The organism is Streptomyces sp. NPDC059989 (genome assembly GCF_042736975.1).
Lineage (GTDB): Bacteria > Actinomycetota > Actinomycetes > Streptomycetales > Streptomycetaceae > Streptomyces.
This window is the reverse complement of the sequence record NZ_JBHWUO010000037.1, coordinates 1-15,478: the sequence shown is the minus strand read 5'-3', so window position 1 is coordinate 15,478 and position 15,478 is coordinate 1. Positions and strand designations below refer to the sequence as shown.

The 15,478-nt window shown below is 70.6% G+C and carries 18 protein-coding genes; 7 read left to right on the top strand and 11 right to left on the bottom strand.

All coding sequences use genetic code 11. The features are described from left to right. Positions 1-21 precede the first annotated feature (21 nt). From mqnE to ACFWBN_RS27950, 4 genes are all read left to right on the top strand, one after another. The gene (gene mqnE, locus ACFWBN_RS27965; protein WP_385180508.1) at positions 22-1,185 is read left to right on the top strand and encodes an aminofutalosine synthase MqnE; all 1,164 of its coding nucleotides are present in this window, start codon (positions 22-24) and stop codon (positions 1,183-1,185) included. Positions 1,186-1,290: 105 nt separating this feature from the next. Then, entirely contained in the window at positions 1,291-1,815 is a 525-nt protein-coding gene (locus ACFWBN_RS27960; RefSeq protein ID WP_385180505.1) for a GNAT family N-acetyltransferase, read from the top strand. 129 nt (positions 1,816-1,944) lie between these two features. After that, positions 1,945-2,217: a DUF4229 domain-containing protein gene (locus ACFWBN_RS27955; RefSeq protein ID WP_385180676.1), complete on the top strand. Its 273-nt coding sequence runs from the start codon at positions 1,945-1,947 to the stop codon at positions 2,215-2,217. Between the two features lie 420 nt (positions 2,218-2,637). Continuing rightward, on the top strand, positions 2,638-3,957 hold the full coding sequence (locus ACFWBN_RS27950) for a dicarboxylate/amino acid:cation symporter (RefSeq protein ID WP_385180503.1): 1,320 nt from the start codon (positions 2,638-2,640) through the stop codon (positions 3,955-3,957). Positions 3,958-4,015: 58 nt separating this feature from the next. On the opposite strand, the gene ACFWBN_RS27945 is transcribed toward ACFWBN_RS27950, so the two are convergent. The 8 genes from ACFWBN_RS27945 to ACFWBN_RS27910 are packed head-to-tail and all read right to left on the bottom strand — an operon-like array spanning position 4,016 to position 8,093. Further along, positions 4,016-4,360 carry a hypothetical protein gene (locus ACFWBN_RS27945; RefSeq protein ID WP_385180500.1) on the bottom strand — a complete coding sequence of 115 codons (345 nt, stop codon included), beginning with the start codon at positions 4,358-4,360 and terminating at the stop codon, positions 4,016-4,018. Next, a complete protein-coding gene (locus ACFWBN_RS27940) occupies positions 4,333-4,677 on the bottom strand; it encodes a hypothetical protein (RefSeq protein WP_385180498.1) in 345 nt (114 codons plus the stop codon). The genes ACFWBN_RS27945 and ACFWBN_RS27940 overlap by 28 nt, the downstream gene beginning before the upstream one ends. Then, positions 4,650-4,970 carry a hypothetical protein gene (locus tag ACFWBN_RS27935; protein ID WP_385180496.1) on the bottom strand — a complete coding sequence of 107 codons (321 nt, stop codon included), beginning with the start codon at positions 4,968-4,970 and terminating at the stop codon, positions 4,650-4,652. Before ACFWBN_RS27935 ends, ACFWBN_RS27940 begins: the two co-directional genes overlap by 28 nt. Then, a complete protein-coding gene (locus tag ACFWBN_RS27930) occupies positions 4,967-6,352 on the bottom strand; it encodes a hypothetical protein (RefSeq protein ID WP_385180493.1) in 1,386 nt (461 codons plus the stop codon). The genes ACFWBN_RS27935 and ACFWBN_RS27930 overlap by 4 nt, the downstream gene beginning before the upstream one ends. Further along, positions 6,349-6,810, bottom strand: coding sequence for a hypothetical protein (locus ACFWBN_RS27925; protein WP_385180490.1), 462 nt, complete (start codon positions 6,808-6,810; stop codon positions 6,349-6,351). Before ACFWBN_RS27925 ends, ACFWBN_RS27930 begins: the two co-directional genes overlap by 4 nt. A 58-nt stretch (positions 6,811-6,868) precedes the next feature. Continuing rightward, positions 6,869-7,057: a DUF397 domain-containing protein gene (locus ACFWBN_RS27920; RefSeq protein WP_385180488.1), complete on the bottom strand. Its 189-nt coding sequence runs from the start codon at positions 7,055-7,057 to the stop codon at positions 6,869-6,871. Further along, on the bottom strand, positions 7,054-7,239 hold the full coding sequence (locus tag ACFWBN_RS27915) for a DUF397 domain-containing protein (RefSeq protein WP_385180485.1): 186 nt from the start codon (positions 7,237-7,239) through the stop codon (positions 7,054-7,056). Before ACFWBN_RS27915 ends, ACFWBN_RS27920 begins: the two co-directional genes overlap by 4 nt. Beyond that, positions 7,236-8,093, bottom strand: coding sequence for a helix-turn-helix domain-containing protein (locus ACFWBN_RS27910; RefSeq protein WP_385180483.1), 858 nt, complete (start codon positions 8,091-8,093; stop codon positions 7,236-7,238). Before ACFWBN_RS27910 ends, ACFWBN_RS27915 begins: the two co-directional genes overlap by 4 nt. Before the next feature lie 186 nt (positions 8,094-8,279). Here ACFWBN_RS27910 and ACFWBN_RS27905 point away from each other — a divergent pair, with 186 nt between their 5' ends. Beyond that, positions 8,280-8,771: an ATP-binding protein gene (locus tag ACFWBN_RS27905; RefSeq protein ID WP_385180673.1), complete on the top strand. Its 492-nt coding sequence runs from the start codon at positions 8,280-8,282 to the stop codon at positions 8,769-8,771. Positions 8,772-9,016: 245 nt separating this feature from the next. Beyond that, on the top strand, positions 9,017-10,138 hold the full coding sequence (locus tag ACFWBN_RS27900; protein ID WP_385180481.1) for a hypothetical protein: 1,122 nt from the start codon (positions 9,017-9,019) through the stop codon (positions 10,136-10,138). Here the strand turns inward: ACFWBN_RS27900 and ACFWBN_RS27895 are convergent. The 3 genes from ACFWBN_RS27895 to ACFWBN_RS27885 all read right to left on the bottom strand — a co-directional run bounded on the left by ACFWBN_RS27895 (position 10,077) and on the right by ACFWBN_RS27885 (position 13,139). After that, on the bottom strand, positions 10,077-11,036 hold the full coding sequence (locus ACFWBN_RS27895) for an SMP-30/gluconolactonase/LRE family protein (protein WP_385180479.1): 960 nt from the start codon (positions 11,034-11,036) through the stop codon (positions 10,077-10,079). The genes ACFWBN_RS27900 and ACFWBN_RS27895 overlap by 62 nt on opposite strands. A 131-nt stretch (positions 11,037-11,167) precedes the next feature. Beyond that, a complete protein-coding gene (locus tag ACFWBN_RS27890) occupies positions 11,168-11,632 on the bottom strand; it encodes a hypothetical protein (RefSeq protein ID WP_385180477.1) in 465 nt (154 codons plus the stop codon). After that, positions 11,625-13,139 (bottom strand): glycosyltransferase, encoded by a 1,515-nt coding sequence (locus ACFWBN_RS27885; RefSeq protein ID WP_385180474.1) that lies wholly within the window; start codon positions 13,137-13,139, stop codon positions 11,625-11,627. The genes ACFWBN_RS27890 and ACFWBN_RS27885 overlap by 8 nt, the downstream gene beginning before the upstream one ends. Before the next feature lie 243 nt (positions 13,140-13,382). Here ACFWBN_RS27885 and ACFWBN_RS27880 point away from each other — a divergent pair, with 243 nt between their 5' ends. Beyond that, positions 13,383-15,281: an AMP-dependent synthetase/ligase gene (locus ACFWBN_RS27880; RefSeq protein ID WP_385180472.1), complete on the top strand. Its 1,899-nt coding sequence runs from the start codon at positions 13,383-13,385 to the stop codon at positions 15,279-15,281. The last annotated feature ends 197 nt before the right edge of the window (positions 15,282-15,478 follow it).

Genomic DNA, 15,478 nt, shown 5'->3' with positions numbered 1-15,478 from the left:
TCTAGAGGAGGCGACCGGCTGATGGACGCTGGGCTCAAGCGCGAGCTGGAGGAGAAGGTCCGCTCCGGCGAGCGGCTGACCCGGGAGGACGGTATCGCCCTCTACGAGTCGGACGACCTGGCCTGGCTGGGCGGCCTCGCCCACGAGGTGCGCACGCGGAAGAACGGCGACGTCGTCCACTTCAACGTCAACCGCCACCTCAACATGACGAACGTGTGCACCGCGTCGTGCGCGTACTGCTCGTTCCAGCGCAAGCCGGGCGAGAAGGACGCGTACACGATGCGCATCGAGGAGGCCGTGCGCCTGGCCAAGGCCATGGAGAACGAGAACCTCACCGAGCTGCACATCGTCAACGGCCTGCACCCGAACCTTCCGTGGCGCTACTACCCGCGCTCGCTCTCCGAGCTGAAGAAGGCGCTGCCGAACGTCTCGCTGAAGGCGTTCACGGCGACGGAGATCCACCACTTCGAGACGATCTCGGGCATGTCGGCCTCCGACATCCTCGACGAGCTGATCGAGGCCGGCCTGGAGTCGCTCACGGGCGGCGGCGCGGAGATCTTCGACTGGGAGGTCCGGCAGCACATCGTCGACCACCGCACCCACTGGGAAGACTGGTCGCGCATCCACCGCCTCGCGCACTCGAAGGGCCTCAAGACCCCCTCGACGATGCTCTACGGGCACATCGAGGAGCCGCGCCACCGCGTGGACCACGTCCTGCGGCTGCGCGAGCTCCAGGACGAGACCGGCGGCTTCCAGGTCTTCATCCCGCTGCGCTACCAGCACGACTTCGTGGACATGAAGGACGGCAAGGTACGCAACAAGCTCCAGGCGCGGACGACGATGGCGACGGGCGCGGAGGCGCTGAAGACCTTCGCGGTCTCCCGCCTGCTCTTCGACAACGTGCCGCACGTGAAGGTCTTCTGGGTGATGCACGGCGTGCAGACCGCCCAGCTGGCGCTCCAGCACGGCGCGGACGACATGGACGGCTCGGTCGTCGAGTACAAGATCACGCACGACGCGGACAACTACGGCACCCCGAACAAGCTGGGCCGTGAGGACCTCCTGGACCTGATCCGCGAGGCGGGCTTCCGCCCGGTCGAGCGCAACACGCGCTACGAGATCATCCGCGAGTACCCCGGCCCGGACGCGGACCTGCGCGAGACGCCGCAGGCGATGCGCCTCTGACCTCGCGGTCAGCCGAACGTCACGACGAAGCCCCGATCCGCCCCGGATCGGGGCTTCGTCGTGCTGACGCTGGACGCCCCTCGGTGTAATAGCTAATATCCATCTGTGCCTCTTACTTTCACCCTGGATCCGGTCGTCGACCCCGCCCTGCACGCGGGAATCCTCAGCCTGTGGACGGACGTGTCCAATGCGGGCGGCGCGGTCGGCTTCGTGCCCCCGGTCACCGCCGACGCCATCCGCCCCCAGCTGATCACGCAGCTCTCCGCGGTCGCCGACGGCGGAATGCGGCTCCTCGTCGGACACGACGAGCGGGGCGAGGTGGCCGCCACCGCCTTCCTCGCCCGCAACACGCACCGGCTCCAGCTCCACTGGGTGTGGGCGTACACGGTGATGGTCCACCCGAGCCGCCAGGGCAAGGGCTACGGCCGCGACCTGATGGCGGCCACGGAGGCGGCGGCGCGCTCCATGGAGGGCATCGAGGCGATCCGCCTCGGCTGCCGCGGCGGCCACGGCCTGGAGCGCTTCTACGCGGCCTGCGGCTACAAGGAGGTCGGCCGCGTCCCCGGCGCCATCCGCGTGGCCCCGGGCGACGACCGCGACGACGTCACGATGCTGCTGCCGCTGTACTGACCCCGGGGCGGCGGCCGGAGCCGGGGCCCGGCGTGCTTCACTGGACGGGCACGATTCGAGTATGGCCACGACGAGAGAGAAGGGGTCACCGTGTCCCTCAAGCCGAGCGCGACGATCCGCTACACCGCGATGCGTCTGGGGATCTTCGTCGGGTGCCTCGTCCTCGTCGCGGCCCTGGTCCGTATCGGGTGGGTGCCCGCCGGGCTCGGGGACGCGAACTTCGCCTGGGTCGTGCTGCTCGCCCTCGTCATCTCCGCGCCGCTCTCCTTCGTGCTGCTGCGCAAGCAGCGCGACGAGATGTCCGCGCAGATCTCCGGCCGCGTCGCGGGTGCGAAGCAGAAGCTCGCCGCGAACCGCAGCCAGGAGGACCTGGCGGACGACGCGGCACGCGTGAACCCGTAGTAACCCCATAAGGGGCCAGTTGGCTTCATCACACATCGAACCGCCTCAGCGCCGGGGATACCGCCCGTAACGCTGGGGCGTTCGTGTTTTCCGGGCCGGCGCAAGAGGGCCTGATGCGCCCCTGTCTCAAAGAACCCCTTTGAGATTCCCAAAGTGAAAGTGTTAGCGTGTTCAACATGTTGACCACAGCTGCGCACCACATGACCACGAGCGTTCCGCTCGTGGCGCGCCTGCACGTCGACCTCTGCCGCCGCGTGTCCGCGGCCTGTTGCTGTTGTCGTTGAGCTGAATCGATACAGCAGCGGTCCCGGCCGCCGGCACCTTCCGGCTGTCGCACCGCCAGACCCAGCGCCAGAACAGCGCCGTCCACCGCAGAACCATCCGCCAGTTCGTTTGTGCGTCACCCCCCGGAGAGTGTCCGTGTCCGCGACCCCCCAGGCCCAAGCCCCCGCCAAGGCCTCGTTCAAGTTCCCCTTCTGGGCCCAGATCATCGCCGGTCTGGTGCTCGGTGTCCTGTTCGGCTGGCTCGCCCGCAGCCAGGACATCAGCTGGCTCGGCACCACCCTGGAGAAGGTCGGCGACATCTTCATCCAGCTGCTGAAGCTGGCCATCGCCCCGCTCGTCTTCTTCGCGATCCTGGTGTCGATCACCAACCTGCGGAAGGTGAACAACGCGGCGCGCCTCGCCTCCCGCACCCTCCTCTGGTTCATGATCACCTCGCTGATCGCGGTCGGCATAGGCATCGCGATCGGCCTGCTGACCGACCCGGGCTCCGGCACCGGCCTCACCGCGGCCGACGGCAAGGACCCGAAGAAGGCCGGCTCCTGGATCGACTTCCTGACCGGCATCGTGCCGACGGACATCGTCACGCCCTTCACCCAGCTGAAGGTCCTCCAGATCGTCTTCCTCGCCGTCGTCGCCGGCATCGCCGCCCTCCAGCTGGGCGCCAAGGCCAAGCCGGTCCTGGACCTCGCCGAGTCCGCCCTGGAGCTCCTCCAGAAGGCCCTGTGGTGGGTCATCCGCCTCGCCCCGATCGGCACCATCGGCCTGATCGGCACCGCGATCGCCACGTACGGCTGGGACCTCATCGGCAAGTACGCGACCTTCACCGCCGACATCTACATCGGCTGCGCGCTCGTGATGTTCGGCGTCTACCCGCTGCTGCTCGCGACGGTCGCCAAGGTCAGCCCGCTGCAGTTCTTCAAGGGCGCCTGGCCGGCCATCCAGCTGGCCTTCGTCTCCCGCTCCTCGGTCGGCACCATGCCGGTCACCCAGAAGGTCACCGAGCGTCTCGGCGTCCCGAAGGAGTACGCCTCCTTCGCCGTCCCGTTCGGCGCCACCACCAAGATGGACGGCTGCGCCGCGATCTACCCGGCCCTCGCCGCCATCTTCATCGCGCAGATCTTCGACGTGCAGCTGGGCATCAAGGAGTACCTGCTCATCGTCTTCGTCTCGGTCATCGGCTCCGCGGCCACGGCCGGCCTGACCGGCGCCACGGTCATGCTGACGCTGACCCTCTCCACGCTGGGCCTGCCGCTGGCGGGCGTCGGCCTGCTGATGGCGATCGACCCGATCCTGGACATGATGCGCACCGCCACCAACGTGGCCGGCCAGGCCCTGGTCCCGGTCATCGTCTCGGCCCGGGAAGGCATCCTCGACAAGGAGGCCTACGCCTCCGCCTCGGCCTCCCCGCTCGACGAGCCGGCCAATACCCCGGCCCCGGTCGCCGTCGCGGCCTGACCGCCACCGCGCACTCGCCGCAGCCCCCGCCCCCGTCCGGGCGGGGGCTGTGGCGTGTTCAGCCCAGGGTCTCCCCGCGGATGTAGGCGATCAGCCCGAGGACGAGGGGCGGGGCGAGCCACCACAGGCCCATCGCCCGGCGCACGCTGGGGATGAGGGTGATGAGCAGGCCGAGCACGCTCAGGCACATGGCGACCAAGCACATCATGGCGGTGTTCTCGTAGCCGTGGTGGTCCCACTCGGCCTCGGGCCCGACGAATACGGCCGCGAACACGGAGAAGGCGTTCAGCAGGTGGATGAGCGTGAGCGGGACGCCCAGCACCCACCGCAGGCAGCCCCGGTCCTCGGGCAGGTCGATGTTCTCGCGCGGCAGCCTCAGCCGGGCGTTGCGATACGCACCCACGCGATCACCCCCAGGGCGACCGGCGGGACGAGCCACCACAGGCCCAGGGTCCGGCGGACGGGCGGGACGAGCGTGATCAGGATCGTGCTGCCGCTCAGGAAGAACACCAGGAGGCATTCCAGTTCGGTGCCGGCGTATCCCTGGGTGTCCCATTCGCCGGCCGGTCCGTAGGCCAGGGCCAGGTAGACGACGCCGGCGTTCATCAGGTGGACGAGGGCGAGGGGGACCCCGAACGCCCAGCGCGTCCATGGGCGGATCTCGGGCAGGTCGATGTTCTCGCGCGGCAGCCTCAGCCGAGCGTCGCGATACGCACCCACGCGATCACCCCCAGGACGACCGGCGGGACGAGCCACCACAGGCCCATGGTCCGGCGGACGGGCGGGATGAGGGTGATCAGAATTGCGATCACGCTGAAGATGATGGCGAACAGGGCCATCGCCGTGGTGCCGGCGTGTCCCTGGTCGTCCCATTGGTTCAACGGGCCGTAGCGCAAGGCAGAGTAGACGGCGGCGGCGCTCAGCAGGTGGAGGAGCCCGAGCGGCACCCCGAGCACCCAGCGCACCCAGCGACGCTTCTTGGACGTGCCGGTGTTCTCGCTGCGGTCCGTCATCGCATCGCGTCCTTGATCTTGGCGAGGTTGTCCCGGAAGTCCTGGCCGTAGAACTGCGGGCCCTGCGATTCCCAGTACGGGCCACCGTTGTAGCGGGTGGCGATCTCCTGCATCTGGGCGTCCGTCAATTGATCCGCCGGGATGTCGGCGTAGCCCGTCTCAGCCTTGATCTGCGCCAGGAACCCGGCTGCTATGAAGGCATTCTGCGCCGGGTCCTGGAGCGACTCCTCCACTAGGTCCCGCTGGTCCTCTGTGAGGTGAGCCGGGTCGTAGCCGAGCACCTCGGCGCCGCGGCGGAGCTGGATGGCGATCGGACCGAAGGAGGTCTCGTCAGGCACCCCGCCGAGCCTGCTGGGAAGATTCCGCGGCGAGACGGGACTCAAAGGCGAACCGGCCAAATCGCGCAACGTGTCCGTTCCGTCGTCAAACCACCCGGGCTGCCCCGGGATCTCCTTCCAGGCGATGCCCGCGACCAGCTCCTCAGGCAGTCCGGCGTGCTCGGCGGCGGCCCGGAGCACCCACTTGTTGTGGGAGATCCACTCCGCCTTCTCCGCGTCGCTGTCCTTCGGGTCCCAGTACATGTCCTCCGCCACCGGCAGGCCGGCGACCTTCATCCGGATGTCCCGCAGCTCCGGCGATATCTCGGCCTTCCCGACCGGCCCCGCCATCTCCCGCTTCGGGCCGCTGCCCGGCAGATGGGTCAGGGGGCTTCTGGCGGCCTCCGCCGCCTCGCGGCGGATGTCCGCCATCGCCGCGTACAGGTCGGGCCGCTTGTCGCTGCCCGGCGCCTTGAAGTCCGGCAGCAACTCGTACGCCTGCTTCAGCGCGTGCACACACGTGTCGCGCGCCTCCTGCTCGACCGACTTCGCCAGCTGGAAGCTGCCGCCCGCGGCGCCGTGGAGGCGGTTGGCCTCGTCCCGGATGTCGTCCACGTCCATCGTCAGCTCGGCGAAGAAGTCCATGACCCCGGTCGTGGCCCGCATGTCCTCCCACTGCCGCATGGGTTCGGCGTCCTGCGCCGTGCGGGTGATCGCCGTGCCCTTCGTTCCGATGAGCGCGGCGAGCGCCCGCTCCGAGCGCTTGCCGTCGCGGTAGTGGGTCTTGGCGGTGGTCAGGGCCGAGGCGTAGGCGAACAGGGCGCTCGCGGCCTTGTCGTAGCCCTCCGCCATGTGGGTCACCAGCTGGCGTGCCTCGGTGAGCCGCGAGGTGTACGTGTGGCTGCCGTCGCTCTCCCACTTGGCGGACTGCGCCTGCCGGGCGGGTTCCCCGACCTGGACGAGGAGATCGCGCAGGCGGCGGAACTCCTCGGCGTTGCGCTCCACGAGGGGCGGGTTCGCCTCTTCCAGGAACTCGACGTCCTTACGGTGGGCGAGGCCGCTCACTTGCACTCCGGTGGCACGTACTGACCCGATTCGAGGAGGTTGTCGAGGAAGGACCGGGCGGTGCCGTCGTCCACGTGGGCGAAGCTGGTTCCGGTCGTCTTGAGGCGGGTGGCCAGGCCGGCGAACAGGGCGATCGTGTCCTGGAACTGGTCGTCGGCGAACCGCGCGAAGCGGAGGGCTTCGGCGGCGACGTCCGCATGCGCCCGGGGTGCGCGCGCCATCGTGCCGGCGTCCCCGTCGGGGCGGCCCTCGTGCAGCAGCGCGGCGATCTCGACGAGGAGGTTCGCGTTGCCGTTGATGGATCCGACCCCGGCCACCAGACTGCCCGCCGGTCCGCCTCCGCCGCCGCTCGGCTCGGGGGCGACGTGGTTCAGCCGCATGCCGGTGAGGGCGTCGGCCTTGTGCTGTGCCCATTCCGCGTCGAACGACATCTGCACCCCCCGCAGTTGGACGATCATGTGCATGATCATCCTAATACGGATCAGACGGTGGCCAACCGGATGAAGGCCACCGCCGTCAGGACCCGGATTGCGCGACGAATCCGGCCCAGGCGTGGGGGGTGAAGGCGAGGCGGGGGCCCTGGAGGTTCTTGGAGTCGCGGATGTGGATGGTGGTGGGGGTGTTGGCCACCTCGACGCAGGAGTCGCCCTCGCTCCCACTGCTGTAGCTGCTCTTGAACCAGTGCAGTTGGGGGGCTCCGGTCATGAGGTGTAGCCCACGAACTCGGACCAGGCCTTGGGTGTGAAGGCGAGTTGGGGGAGGCGCGTGTCCTTGGAGTCGCGAACGTGGACCGCGGCTGAGGTGTTCGCCACCTCGACGCAGTCGTTGCCGTCGCTGCTGTCGCTGTAGCTGCTCTTGAACCAGTCCAGCTCGGGGTCGTGGATCATGTTTCTCCTAGCAGTGACTCGATGTAGGCCAGCGAACTTCGCGGCGGCAGCGCCTGAGCTCGGATGATGCCATAGCGCAGTTCAAGGACCCGGACCTGCTTCGGGCTGGACACCGGTCGCCCGTAGAACGCCCCGTCTGATCGGCCCGCTGCCGTACCATCCGCGAACTTGAGCACCTGGATTCGTCCGCCCATGCCCGCGTGATCCTCGACGTCGGACAACATGACCTGGAGTTCCACGTTCGGCAACTGGGCCACCTCCAGTAGGTGTTCGAGCTGTCGGCGCAGAACCAGTATCCCTCCGATAGGCCTGATGAGGGTTACCGCTTCCTGTACGAAGCTGAGTGTGGGGGCGGGGGACCGTTCGAAGATCGACTGCCGTGCCATTCGGGCCGCCAGCATCCGTTCCATCTCGCTCGCTGTATAGGCAGGGCGCCACGTCCTGAACAGGGCCTCCGTGTACTCCGGTGTCTGCAACAGGCCATGGATGTTGTGGTGGTTGTACGTCCCCATCTCGACGGCCCGCCCCTCCAGCTTGGCGAGATCCCGCACGTCCTTCGGGTAGCGGACCTGCTCCATGTCCGCCTTCATCGCGGCGATCTTGCCGCCCGCGCGCAACACCTCGTCCGCCCTGTCCAGGTACTCGGGGCGCGGGATCCGTTTCCCGCCCTCGACCTTGCGGACCAGGTCTTCCCCGTACCCGACCGCCGTGCCGAAGTCGGCGGCCCGCATGCCCGCCTCCTCGCGCCAAGCCTTGAGCTGGCGGCCGAGGGCGGCCAGGACCGCCAGGCCCTGTTCGTCCTCGGGATCGACGTCCCAGCCGGCGTCTTCCGTACCGTCACTGTCCACGCTCATGCGTGCCCACCTCCGACGTACCGATTTCCTCAACGCCCTTTGCCCACCAGCTACTCAGGACAGCCGGGACAGCGCCGGACAGTCTCCGGACAAACACCGGACGCAAGGGCGGTACCGCTTCCCACGGTACGCACGACCGGCCACGCTCTGTCACGTGAACACTCAAATCTGTGACTCCGAGGGCCGATTCGCCGCCCAGCTCGCCGCCACGCCCCGCGGAGCCCGTCAGCGCGCCGCCTCGCCGTCGAGACGCTCGCCGACTGGGGGCTGCCCTCGGAAGGGCCGGCGCTCATCGTGGCCGAGCTCGCCGCCAACGCCGTGACCCATGGCCGTGTGCCCGGGCGGGACTTCCGGATCGTGCTCGCGGTGGGGGGTGGGGTGCTGCGCATCGAGGTGATGGACACCCGCGGCGACCGGGTCCCGGGAATCCGCGACGCGGACGGGGGCGCGGAGGCCGGGCGGGGACTGGTGTTGGTGGATGCGATCGCCGACCGCTGGGGGGTGGATCGGGGGTTGCCGCCGGTCAAGTCGGTGTGGGCGGAGCTGGATGTGCCCGGGTGGCGCGGAGAACCGGGTCGCGGTGAACCGGGACCCGGTCCGCTTGGACGTCACCACTCAAATCACGGAGGTAAATCCAACCAACCCACCCCTCCGGCTCCCCGTAACTCGGACGGGTGAGCCGTGGCAACTGGGCTGGATTTCCGGCTGGTTGCCGGGCATATGCTCGGCCCCACAACCCCAGACATGAGACGGCCCCCGCCGGGACTGGCATCCCGATCGAGGGCCTGACCAAACAGGAAGCCGAAACCTTCCCAATGGCTCTTTCGCAGCCTAGCGCGCCCTCGTGCGCCTCGTCCCGTGTTCGCGCCGGGACCCCCCGATCCGGTGTCGTTCACGTCAACGAACGGCATGACGACCACTACGTGGTGATCGGCAACCACCTCGCCCAGCACCGCTCGCTGTCGCTGATCGCGATCGGCCTCGCCACCCACATCCAGTCGCTGCCGACCGGCGCCCGTGTCGGCGTCAAACGGCTGACCGAGCGGTTCCGGGAGGGGGAGGCGCGGATCGCCGCCGCGCTGCGGGAGTTGGAGGCGTACGGGTACCTGGAGCGGAGTCGCGTGCGGCTGGCGAGCGGGCAGATCGTCACGCGGACCGTGTCCTACAACCGGCCGTCCGTGCGGCGGGCGACTGCCCGTGGGCCGGTGCCGGTTGCCCTGGCCGGGCCGGCGCTGGTTCCCGGGCCGATGCCGGTTGCCCTGGCCGGGCTTCAGCCGGTTGCCCTGGTCAGGCCCCAGCCCGTTGGCGTGGCTGTGCCGGAGCCCGAGCCGGAGCCTGTGCCCGCGCCCGTGCCGGAGGTCGCGCCCGCGCCCGTGCCGGTGGTCGCGCCCGAGCCCGAGCTTGCGGTCGTGGCCGAGCTGGGGCCGCAGGTCGCGGCCGAGCCGGAGCCCGTGCCGCAGCCGGTGGTCGAGCCCGCGCTCGGGACCGTGCCGGAGCCGGAGCCGGAGCCGGAGCCCGAGCCGGTGGTCGAGCCCGGGACCGTACCGGAGCCGGAGCCGGAGCCGAAGCCGGAGCCTGTGCCCGAGCCCGAGCCGGTGATCGGGCCCGAGCCCGGGACCGTACCGGAGCTCGCGCCCCCGCTCCGGGAGGCCCTGGAGCTGCTCGCGCGGCTGCGGGAGGACGATCCGCGTCTGCTGTTGCCCGAGCGCGAGGTACGCCGGCTCGCGCCCGGCGTCTCGGCATGGCTGGAGCGCGGGGCCGCGCCCGAGGCGGTACGGCACGTGCTGGCCGCGGGGTTGCCCGACCACCTGCGGCACCCCGCCGCCCTGGTCGCCCACCGGCTCAAGGTGGGGATCCCGCCGAACCTGTCCGCGGCCCCGGCCGTGCGGCCCGTGCGGCCGCCCGACCCCCTCCAGAACTGCGACGGCTGCGAGCGCGCCTTCCGCGCCCCGCACCCCGGCCGCTGCCGCGACTGCCCGCCGGTCAGCGGGACGCCGGATCCGCCCAGGGGCGACGCCCCGGTCCCGTCGGGTGCATGCCCGTGACGCCCATGACCACCGAGTAGAGGCTGGTCTCGGCGGTGATGAAGAGCCGGTTGCGCTTGGCGCCGCCCCAGGAGATGTTGGACACCACCTCGGGGACGTTGAGCCGCCCGATCAGGGTGCCGTCGGGGTCGTAGCAGTGCACCCCGTCGCCCATCGCGGCGGCCCAGAGGCGGCCGCCGTCGTCGAAGCGGAGGTTGTCGAAGCGGGCCCCCTCGCGAGCCGCCGCTTCGGCGAAGACCTTGCCCTCGGACAGCGTGCCGTCATCGCGTACGTCGAAGACCCGGATGCAGCCCGCCCGGGTGTCGGAGACGAAGAGCTGCCGCTCGTCGTTCGAGAAGACCAGCCCGTTCGGCGTGCTGAAGCAGTCGGCGACCAGCCGTACTTCACCGGTGTCCGGGTCGATGCGGTAGACGTTGTTGGCGCCGATCTCGCTCTCGGCTCGGTAGCCCTCGTAGTCGCTGGTGATGCCGAAGTCCGGGTCGGAGAACCAGATCGAGCCGTCCGACTTCACCGCCGCGTCGTTCGGGCTGTTCAGGCGCTTGCCCTCCCAGTGGTCCGCCAACACGGTGACGGTGCCGTCGTGTTCGGTGCGGGTCACGCGGCGGTTGCCCTGCTCGCAGGTGATCAGCCGGCCCTGGCGGTCGAGGGTGTTGCCGTTGGTGTGCCCGGCCGAGCGGCGGAAGGTGCTGACCGTGTCCGTCTCCTCGTCCCAGCGCAGCATCCGGTCGTTGGGGATGTCGCTCCAGATCAGCTGGCGCCAGGCGGGCACGTAGATCGGGCCCTCGGCCCAGCGGCAGCCGGTGTACAGGACCTCCAGCGCGTCGTCGCCGTTCATGCACCGCCCGGTACGGAACCGGTCGTCGAGCATCTCGTACAGCGCGGGGCGCTCGCTGGTCATGGGGCCCATCCCTCCGTTAGACATCGGATGCTGAATTTGATCCGGCCTACGGTGAACATTGCAGGATGGGATATGGCATGCGCAATGAGATGCTGAATGGAGAGTTGTGGATCACATCGAGTCTGCGCCGCCTAGATAGGGGGTGGGGGCTGGGCCGGGAGGTTCGCCGCCGCCGTGCGGGCCGCGGCCGCCGCGTGCTTGGCGTCGTCGGCGTCGCTGCGGCGGAGGGTGAAGATCTTCACCAGGGCGAGGAGGGTCGGCCCGAAGAAGGTGATGGCGAGCCAGGGCTGGTCGTGCGTACCGAAGTACACGGACGCGCCGAGCGTGGCCAGCGCCACCGCCAGCCCCGCGTACACACCCAGGACGTGCCGGCCGTGCACCCGCTGCTGTTCGGCGGCCTCGGCCCGGAGGCGGGTCAGCTCGGCCTGTCCGCGGGCGCGTTCGACCTCCATGCGGAGTTTGTGTTCGCGGGCCAGCTGCGGTTCCAGGGCGCCCAGGGCAACCGCCAGGTGTTCGGCGGGCAGTTGGGCCCACTGGGCGGCGATGTCGAGGGCACTCGGCTGCCGGTCGGGCTGCGTGCCGATTTCCTCAGCCATCGCTGGTGCCTCCGTCTCCCTGGGGTGGGCCCGTCTGGGCGATCCGGACTGATTCGGGGGGCGGGCCGAGGGCGCGGAACAGGGCGTCCAGGCCGGTGGACATGGCTTCCGCCGCGGCGGGGGTGTCCGGGGAACCGGCTATGTCGAGCAGGTCGGAGGGGAGTGGCGGGTCCGGCGGGGCGTCGCCCTCGGCGCGCCGGGAGCGTTCGTACAGGTCCGGATCGAAGGACGCCCGGTTCCGCTGGGGGTACTTCGGATACACCCCCTTCGCCATGGCGGAGATGGACACGAGCGCGCGGAGGTTCCACAGCCAGCCCGCGGCCGCCGCGCCCGCCAGTTGCGCCCGGTCCCGCCAGACGCCGCGCGGGGTCGGCCCGGCCGTCATCAGGCCGCGACCGGTCTGCGACCGCAGCCAGAGCGCCCCGCGTGCGTTCGCCAGGACGGACGCAAGGACGACCCAGAACGGCAGCGCGAACCGGTACGCGGGCAGAGCGGGAAGTGCGAAGGGGACGGAGAGGGCGATCCAGAGCGCGGACACCGCGACCACGCCCCGGAGCGACGGGAAGAGGAAGGTGCGGTGTGAGAACAGCACGTCGCGGACGCGCAGGGGATACCGCCACTCGCGCGTCCAGTGGACGGCCAAGAGGCGGCGGTGCCAGTCGAGGCGCGCCACCTCCCATCCGGGCCGGTGACGCGGGTGGGCCGAGGGGGCGCCGTGCCAGGGCGCCAGCCCGTGGTGCCGGACCGGTTCGCCGTACAGCATCGCGCCCTTGACCTTCGGCCGCCGCGACCGTCGAAGCCCCGCCATCAGCTCCAGTTCCTCGATCTCGCAGTTCCCGTCCCAGCCGCCGTGTGACCGCAGCAGGTCGGTCCGGACGAAGTAGGCGTCGCTCGGCGGGAGGTGGAAGGAGCGGGTGACGCGGACCGGGCGGGTACCGCGGACGCACACCACGTCGTCCATGGCGGCGTACAGATGGGGGGCGGTGAGGCGGCCGTCCGGCAGTTCCGCGGCCACCCGGACGACATCGGCCTCCGAGATCCGGAAGGCGCCGTCGACCCGGCCCAGCAGGCTCCCGCGGATCGGGTCCCCGGTCTCGATGACGCCGGTCAGCTCGCCCTGGCAGAAGGAGAGGGCGTGGTTCAGGGCGTCCGCCACGGAATCCCCCGAACCCCAGGCGTCGTCCACCACGCGTACCTGGTCCGGGTATCGCTCGGCCAGCTGCCATGCGGACATGAGGCTCGGGACGTCGTCCGTCTGGACGAGCAGCAGGATCTCGAAGTCCTGCCGGGAGGTCCGGAGGAGTCCCCCGAGGGTTCCCTCGATGTCCGGGTTGTAGGCCATCGGTACGAGCAGGGAGAAGCGCAAGCGGCGGCCCGGCTCGGGGCGCTGTTGCGTGGGGATCGGGAGGTCGTACTGGGCCCGTGCGAAGACGAACCTGGGGTGCGGCAGGAGGCGGGGCAGGAGTAACGCGGCGGCGATGAACGCGATCGCGGACGGAATGTCCATGGCGCCCCCCTCGGCCCTCGACCGCGTCCACTATCTCGCAAGGCAGCAGCCGTGGACAGCGGTTCGGGCGGTTTCGTCCCCGTCCCCGTGCCCGAGGGCCGTCCGGGCGCGCGGGCGGGTGCGGGGGCGGGTGCGGGGGCGGCGTGGAGCGGTCGTGAAGAAGGGGGCCGGGGGGTGTTCAGGCGCGGCGGGGGTCCGTAAATTACCGGCGGTAACACTGCGTCGAATCGAGGAGAGCGCGCCGTGGCAGCCGAATCGAGCCTGGTCAAGGCCACACAGCCCGGGAACCCCGTCGCCGTCGAGCCCGTCAAGACCGTGATCGACGGGCGGGTGCGCGAGGTACGGATGCCCGCGCTGGCGGCGGTGCCGGCGCGGGGCTCCCTCGGAGACATCCCCTTCGACAACGCCCGGGAGGCCCCCCGCGAGCCCGTGCTCGCCCGCAAGCAGCGCGACGGGTCCTGGAGGGACGTCACGGCCGCCGAGTTCGCGGCCGAGGTGTTCGCCGTCGCCAAGGGGCTCATCGCCGAGGGGCTGCGCGAGGGCGACCGGCTGGCGATCATGGCGCGGACCACCTACGAGTGGACCCTGCTGGACTTCGCCGGATGGGCCGCCGGGCTGGTCACCGTGCCCATCTACCCCACCTCCTCGGCGATCCAGGCCCGCTGGATCATCCACGACTCCGGCGCCGTGGCCTGCGCCGTCGAGGACACCGTGCAGGCCCGCCTCATCAGCTCCGAGCGGGTCAACCTGCCCTGGCTGGCCCACCTGTGGGAATTCGACACCGGCGCGGTGGCCCGGCTGGCCAAGGCCGGCGAACACGTGCCCGACGCGGCGGTCCACCAGCGGCTGGCCGCCCGTACGCCGGACTCCATCGCCACCCTGATCTACACCTCGGGCACCACCGGGCAGCCCAAGGGGTGCGTGATCACCCACGCCAACTTCTTCGCCGAGGTCGACAACGCGGTGGAGCTGCTGCACCCCGTCTTCAAGTCGGTGAGCAAGGACCCGGCGTCCACGCTGCTCTTCCTGCCGCTGTCGCACGTCTTCGGGCGGATGGTGGCCGTCGGCTGCCTGCGGGCCCGCGTCAAGCTCGGGCACGCGCCCAGCATCAGTACCGAGGACCTCCTCGCCGACCTCGCCGGCTTCCGGCCGACCTTCCTGCTCGCGATCCCGTACGTCCTGGAGAAGGTCTACAACACCGGCCGCGCCACCGCCGAGAAGATGGGCAAGGCCTCGTCCTTCGACCGGGCCGCGCGGGTCGCCCGGCGCATCGGCGAGTGCGTCGAGGGCAAGCGGCCGGGGCTCGGGCTGCGGGCCGCGCGGGCGCTGTACGAACCGCTCGTCTACCGCCGGATCCGGGCCGCGCTCGGCGGCCGCGTCCGGTACATCCTCAGCGGCGGATCCCCGCTGGGGCGGCGGCTGGCCGCCTTCTACACCGGCGCCGGTGTGGAGGTATTCGAGGGGTACGGGCTCACGGAGACCACCGGCGCCAGCACCGTCACCCATCCGGCGCGGCCCCGGCTCGGCACGGTGGGCTGGCCGCTGCCGGGCACGGCCGTACGGATCGAGGAGGACGGCGAAGTGCTGCTGGGCGGGCGGCACGTCTTCGCGGGCTACTGGAACACGGCCCAGGCCGTCCCGCCGGGCGGCTGGCTGGCCACCGGCGACATCGGGGAGCTGGACGCCGACGGGTACCTCACCATCACCGGCCGCAAGAAGGACCTGATCATCACCACCGGCGGCAAGAACGTGGCCCCGGCCCCGCTGGAGGACTGGCTGCGGGCCCATCCGCTGGTCGGGCAGTGCATGGTCGTCGGCGACAACCGGCCCTACATCACGGCGCTGATCACGCTGGAGCCGGACGGGTTGCTGCACTGGCGGCAGATGCACAAGAAGACGGGGGTGCCGGTGTGGGAGCTGGTGCGGGACGAGGTCCTGAGGGCGGACCTGCAGCGGGCGGTGGACGACGCGAACCGGTTGGTTTCGCGGGCGGAGTCGATACGGCGGTTCGTGGTGCTGCCGGGGGACTTCACGGAGGCGAAGGGGCACCTCACGCCGTCCCTGAAGCTGAAGCGGGGCGCGATCCTGCGGGACTATGCCGAGCAGATCGACGCGCTCTACCGGGGCCCCCGCGAGCCCTGACCCTCCGGGTCGGGTGCCGGCCCGCTGCGCGGAGCCCGTCCCCCACCCCGCCCCTTCCCGAAACCGGGTGCTCCGCCCCCGGACCCCCGCGCCTCAAACGCCGGCGGGGCTGAATTCAGCCCCGCCGGCGTTTGAGGGCACGGGCGCGGAGCGCACGTATGGGGTCCGGGGCGGAGCCCCGGGGAACGGTGGAAGGG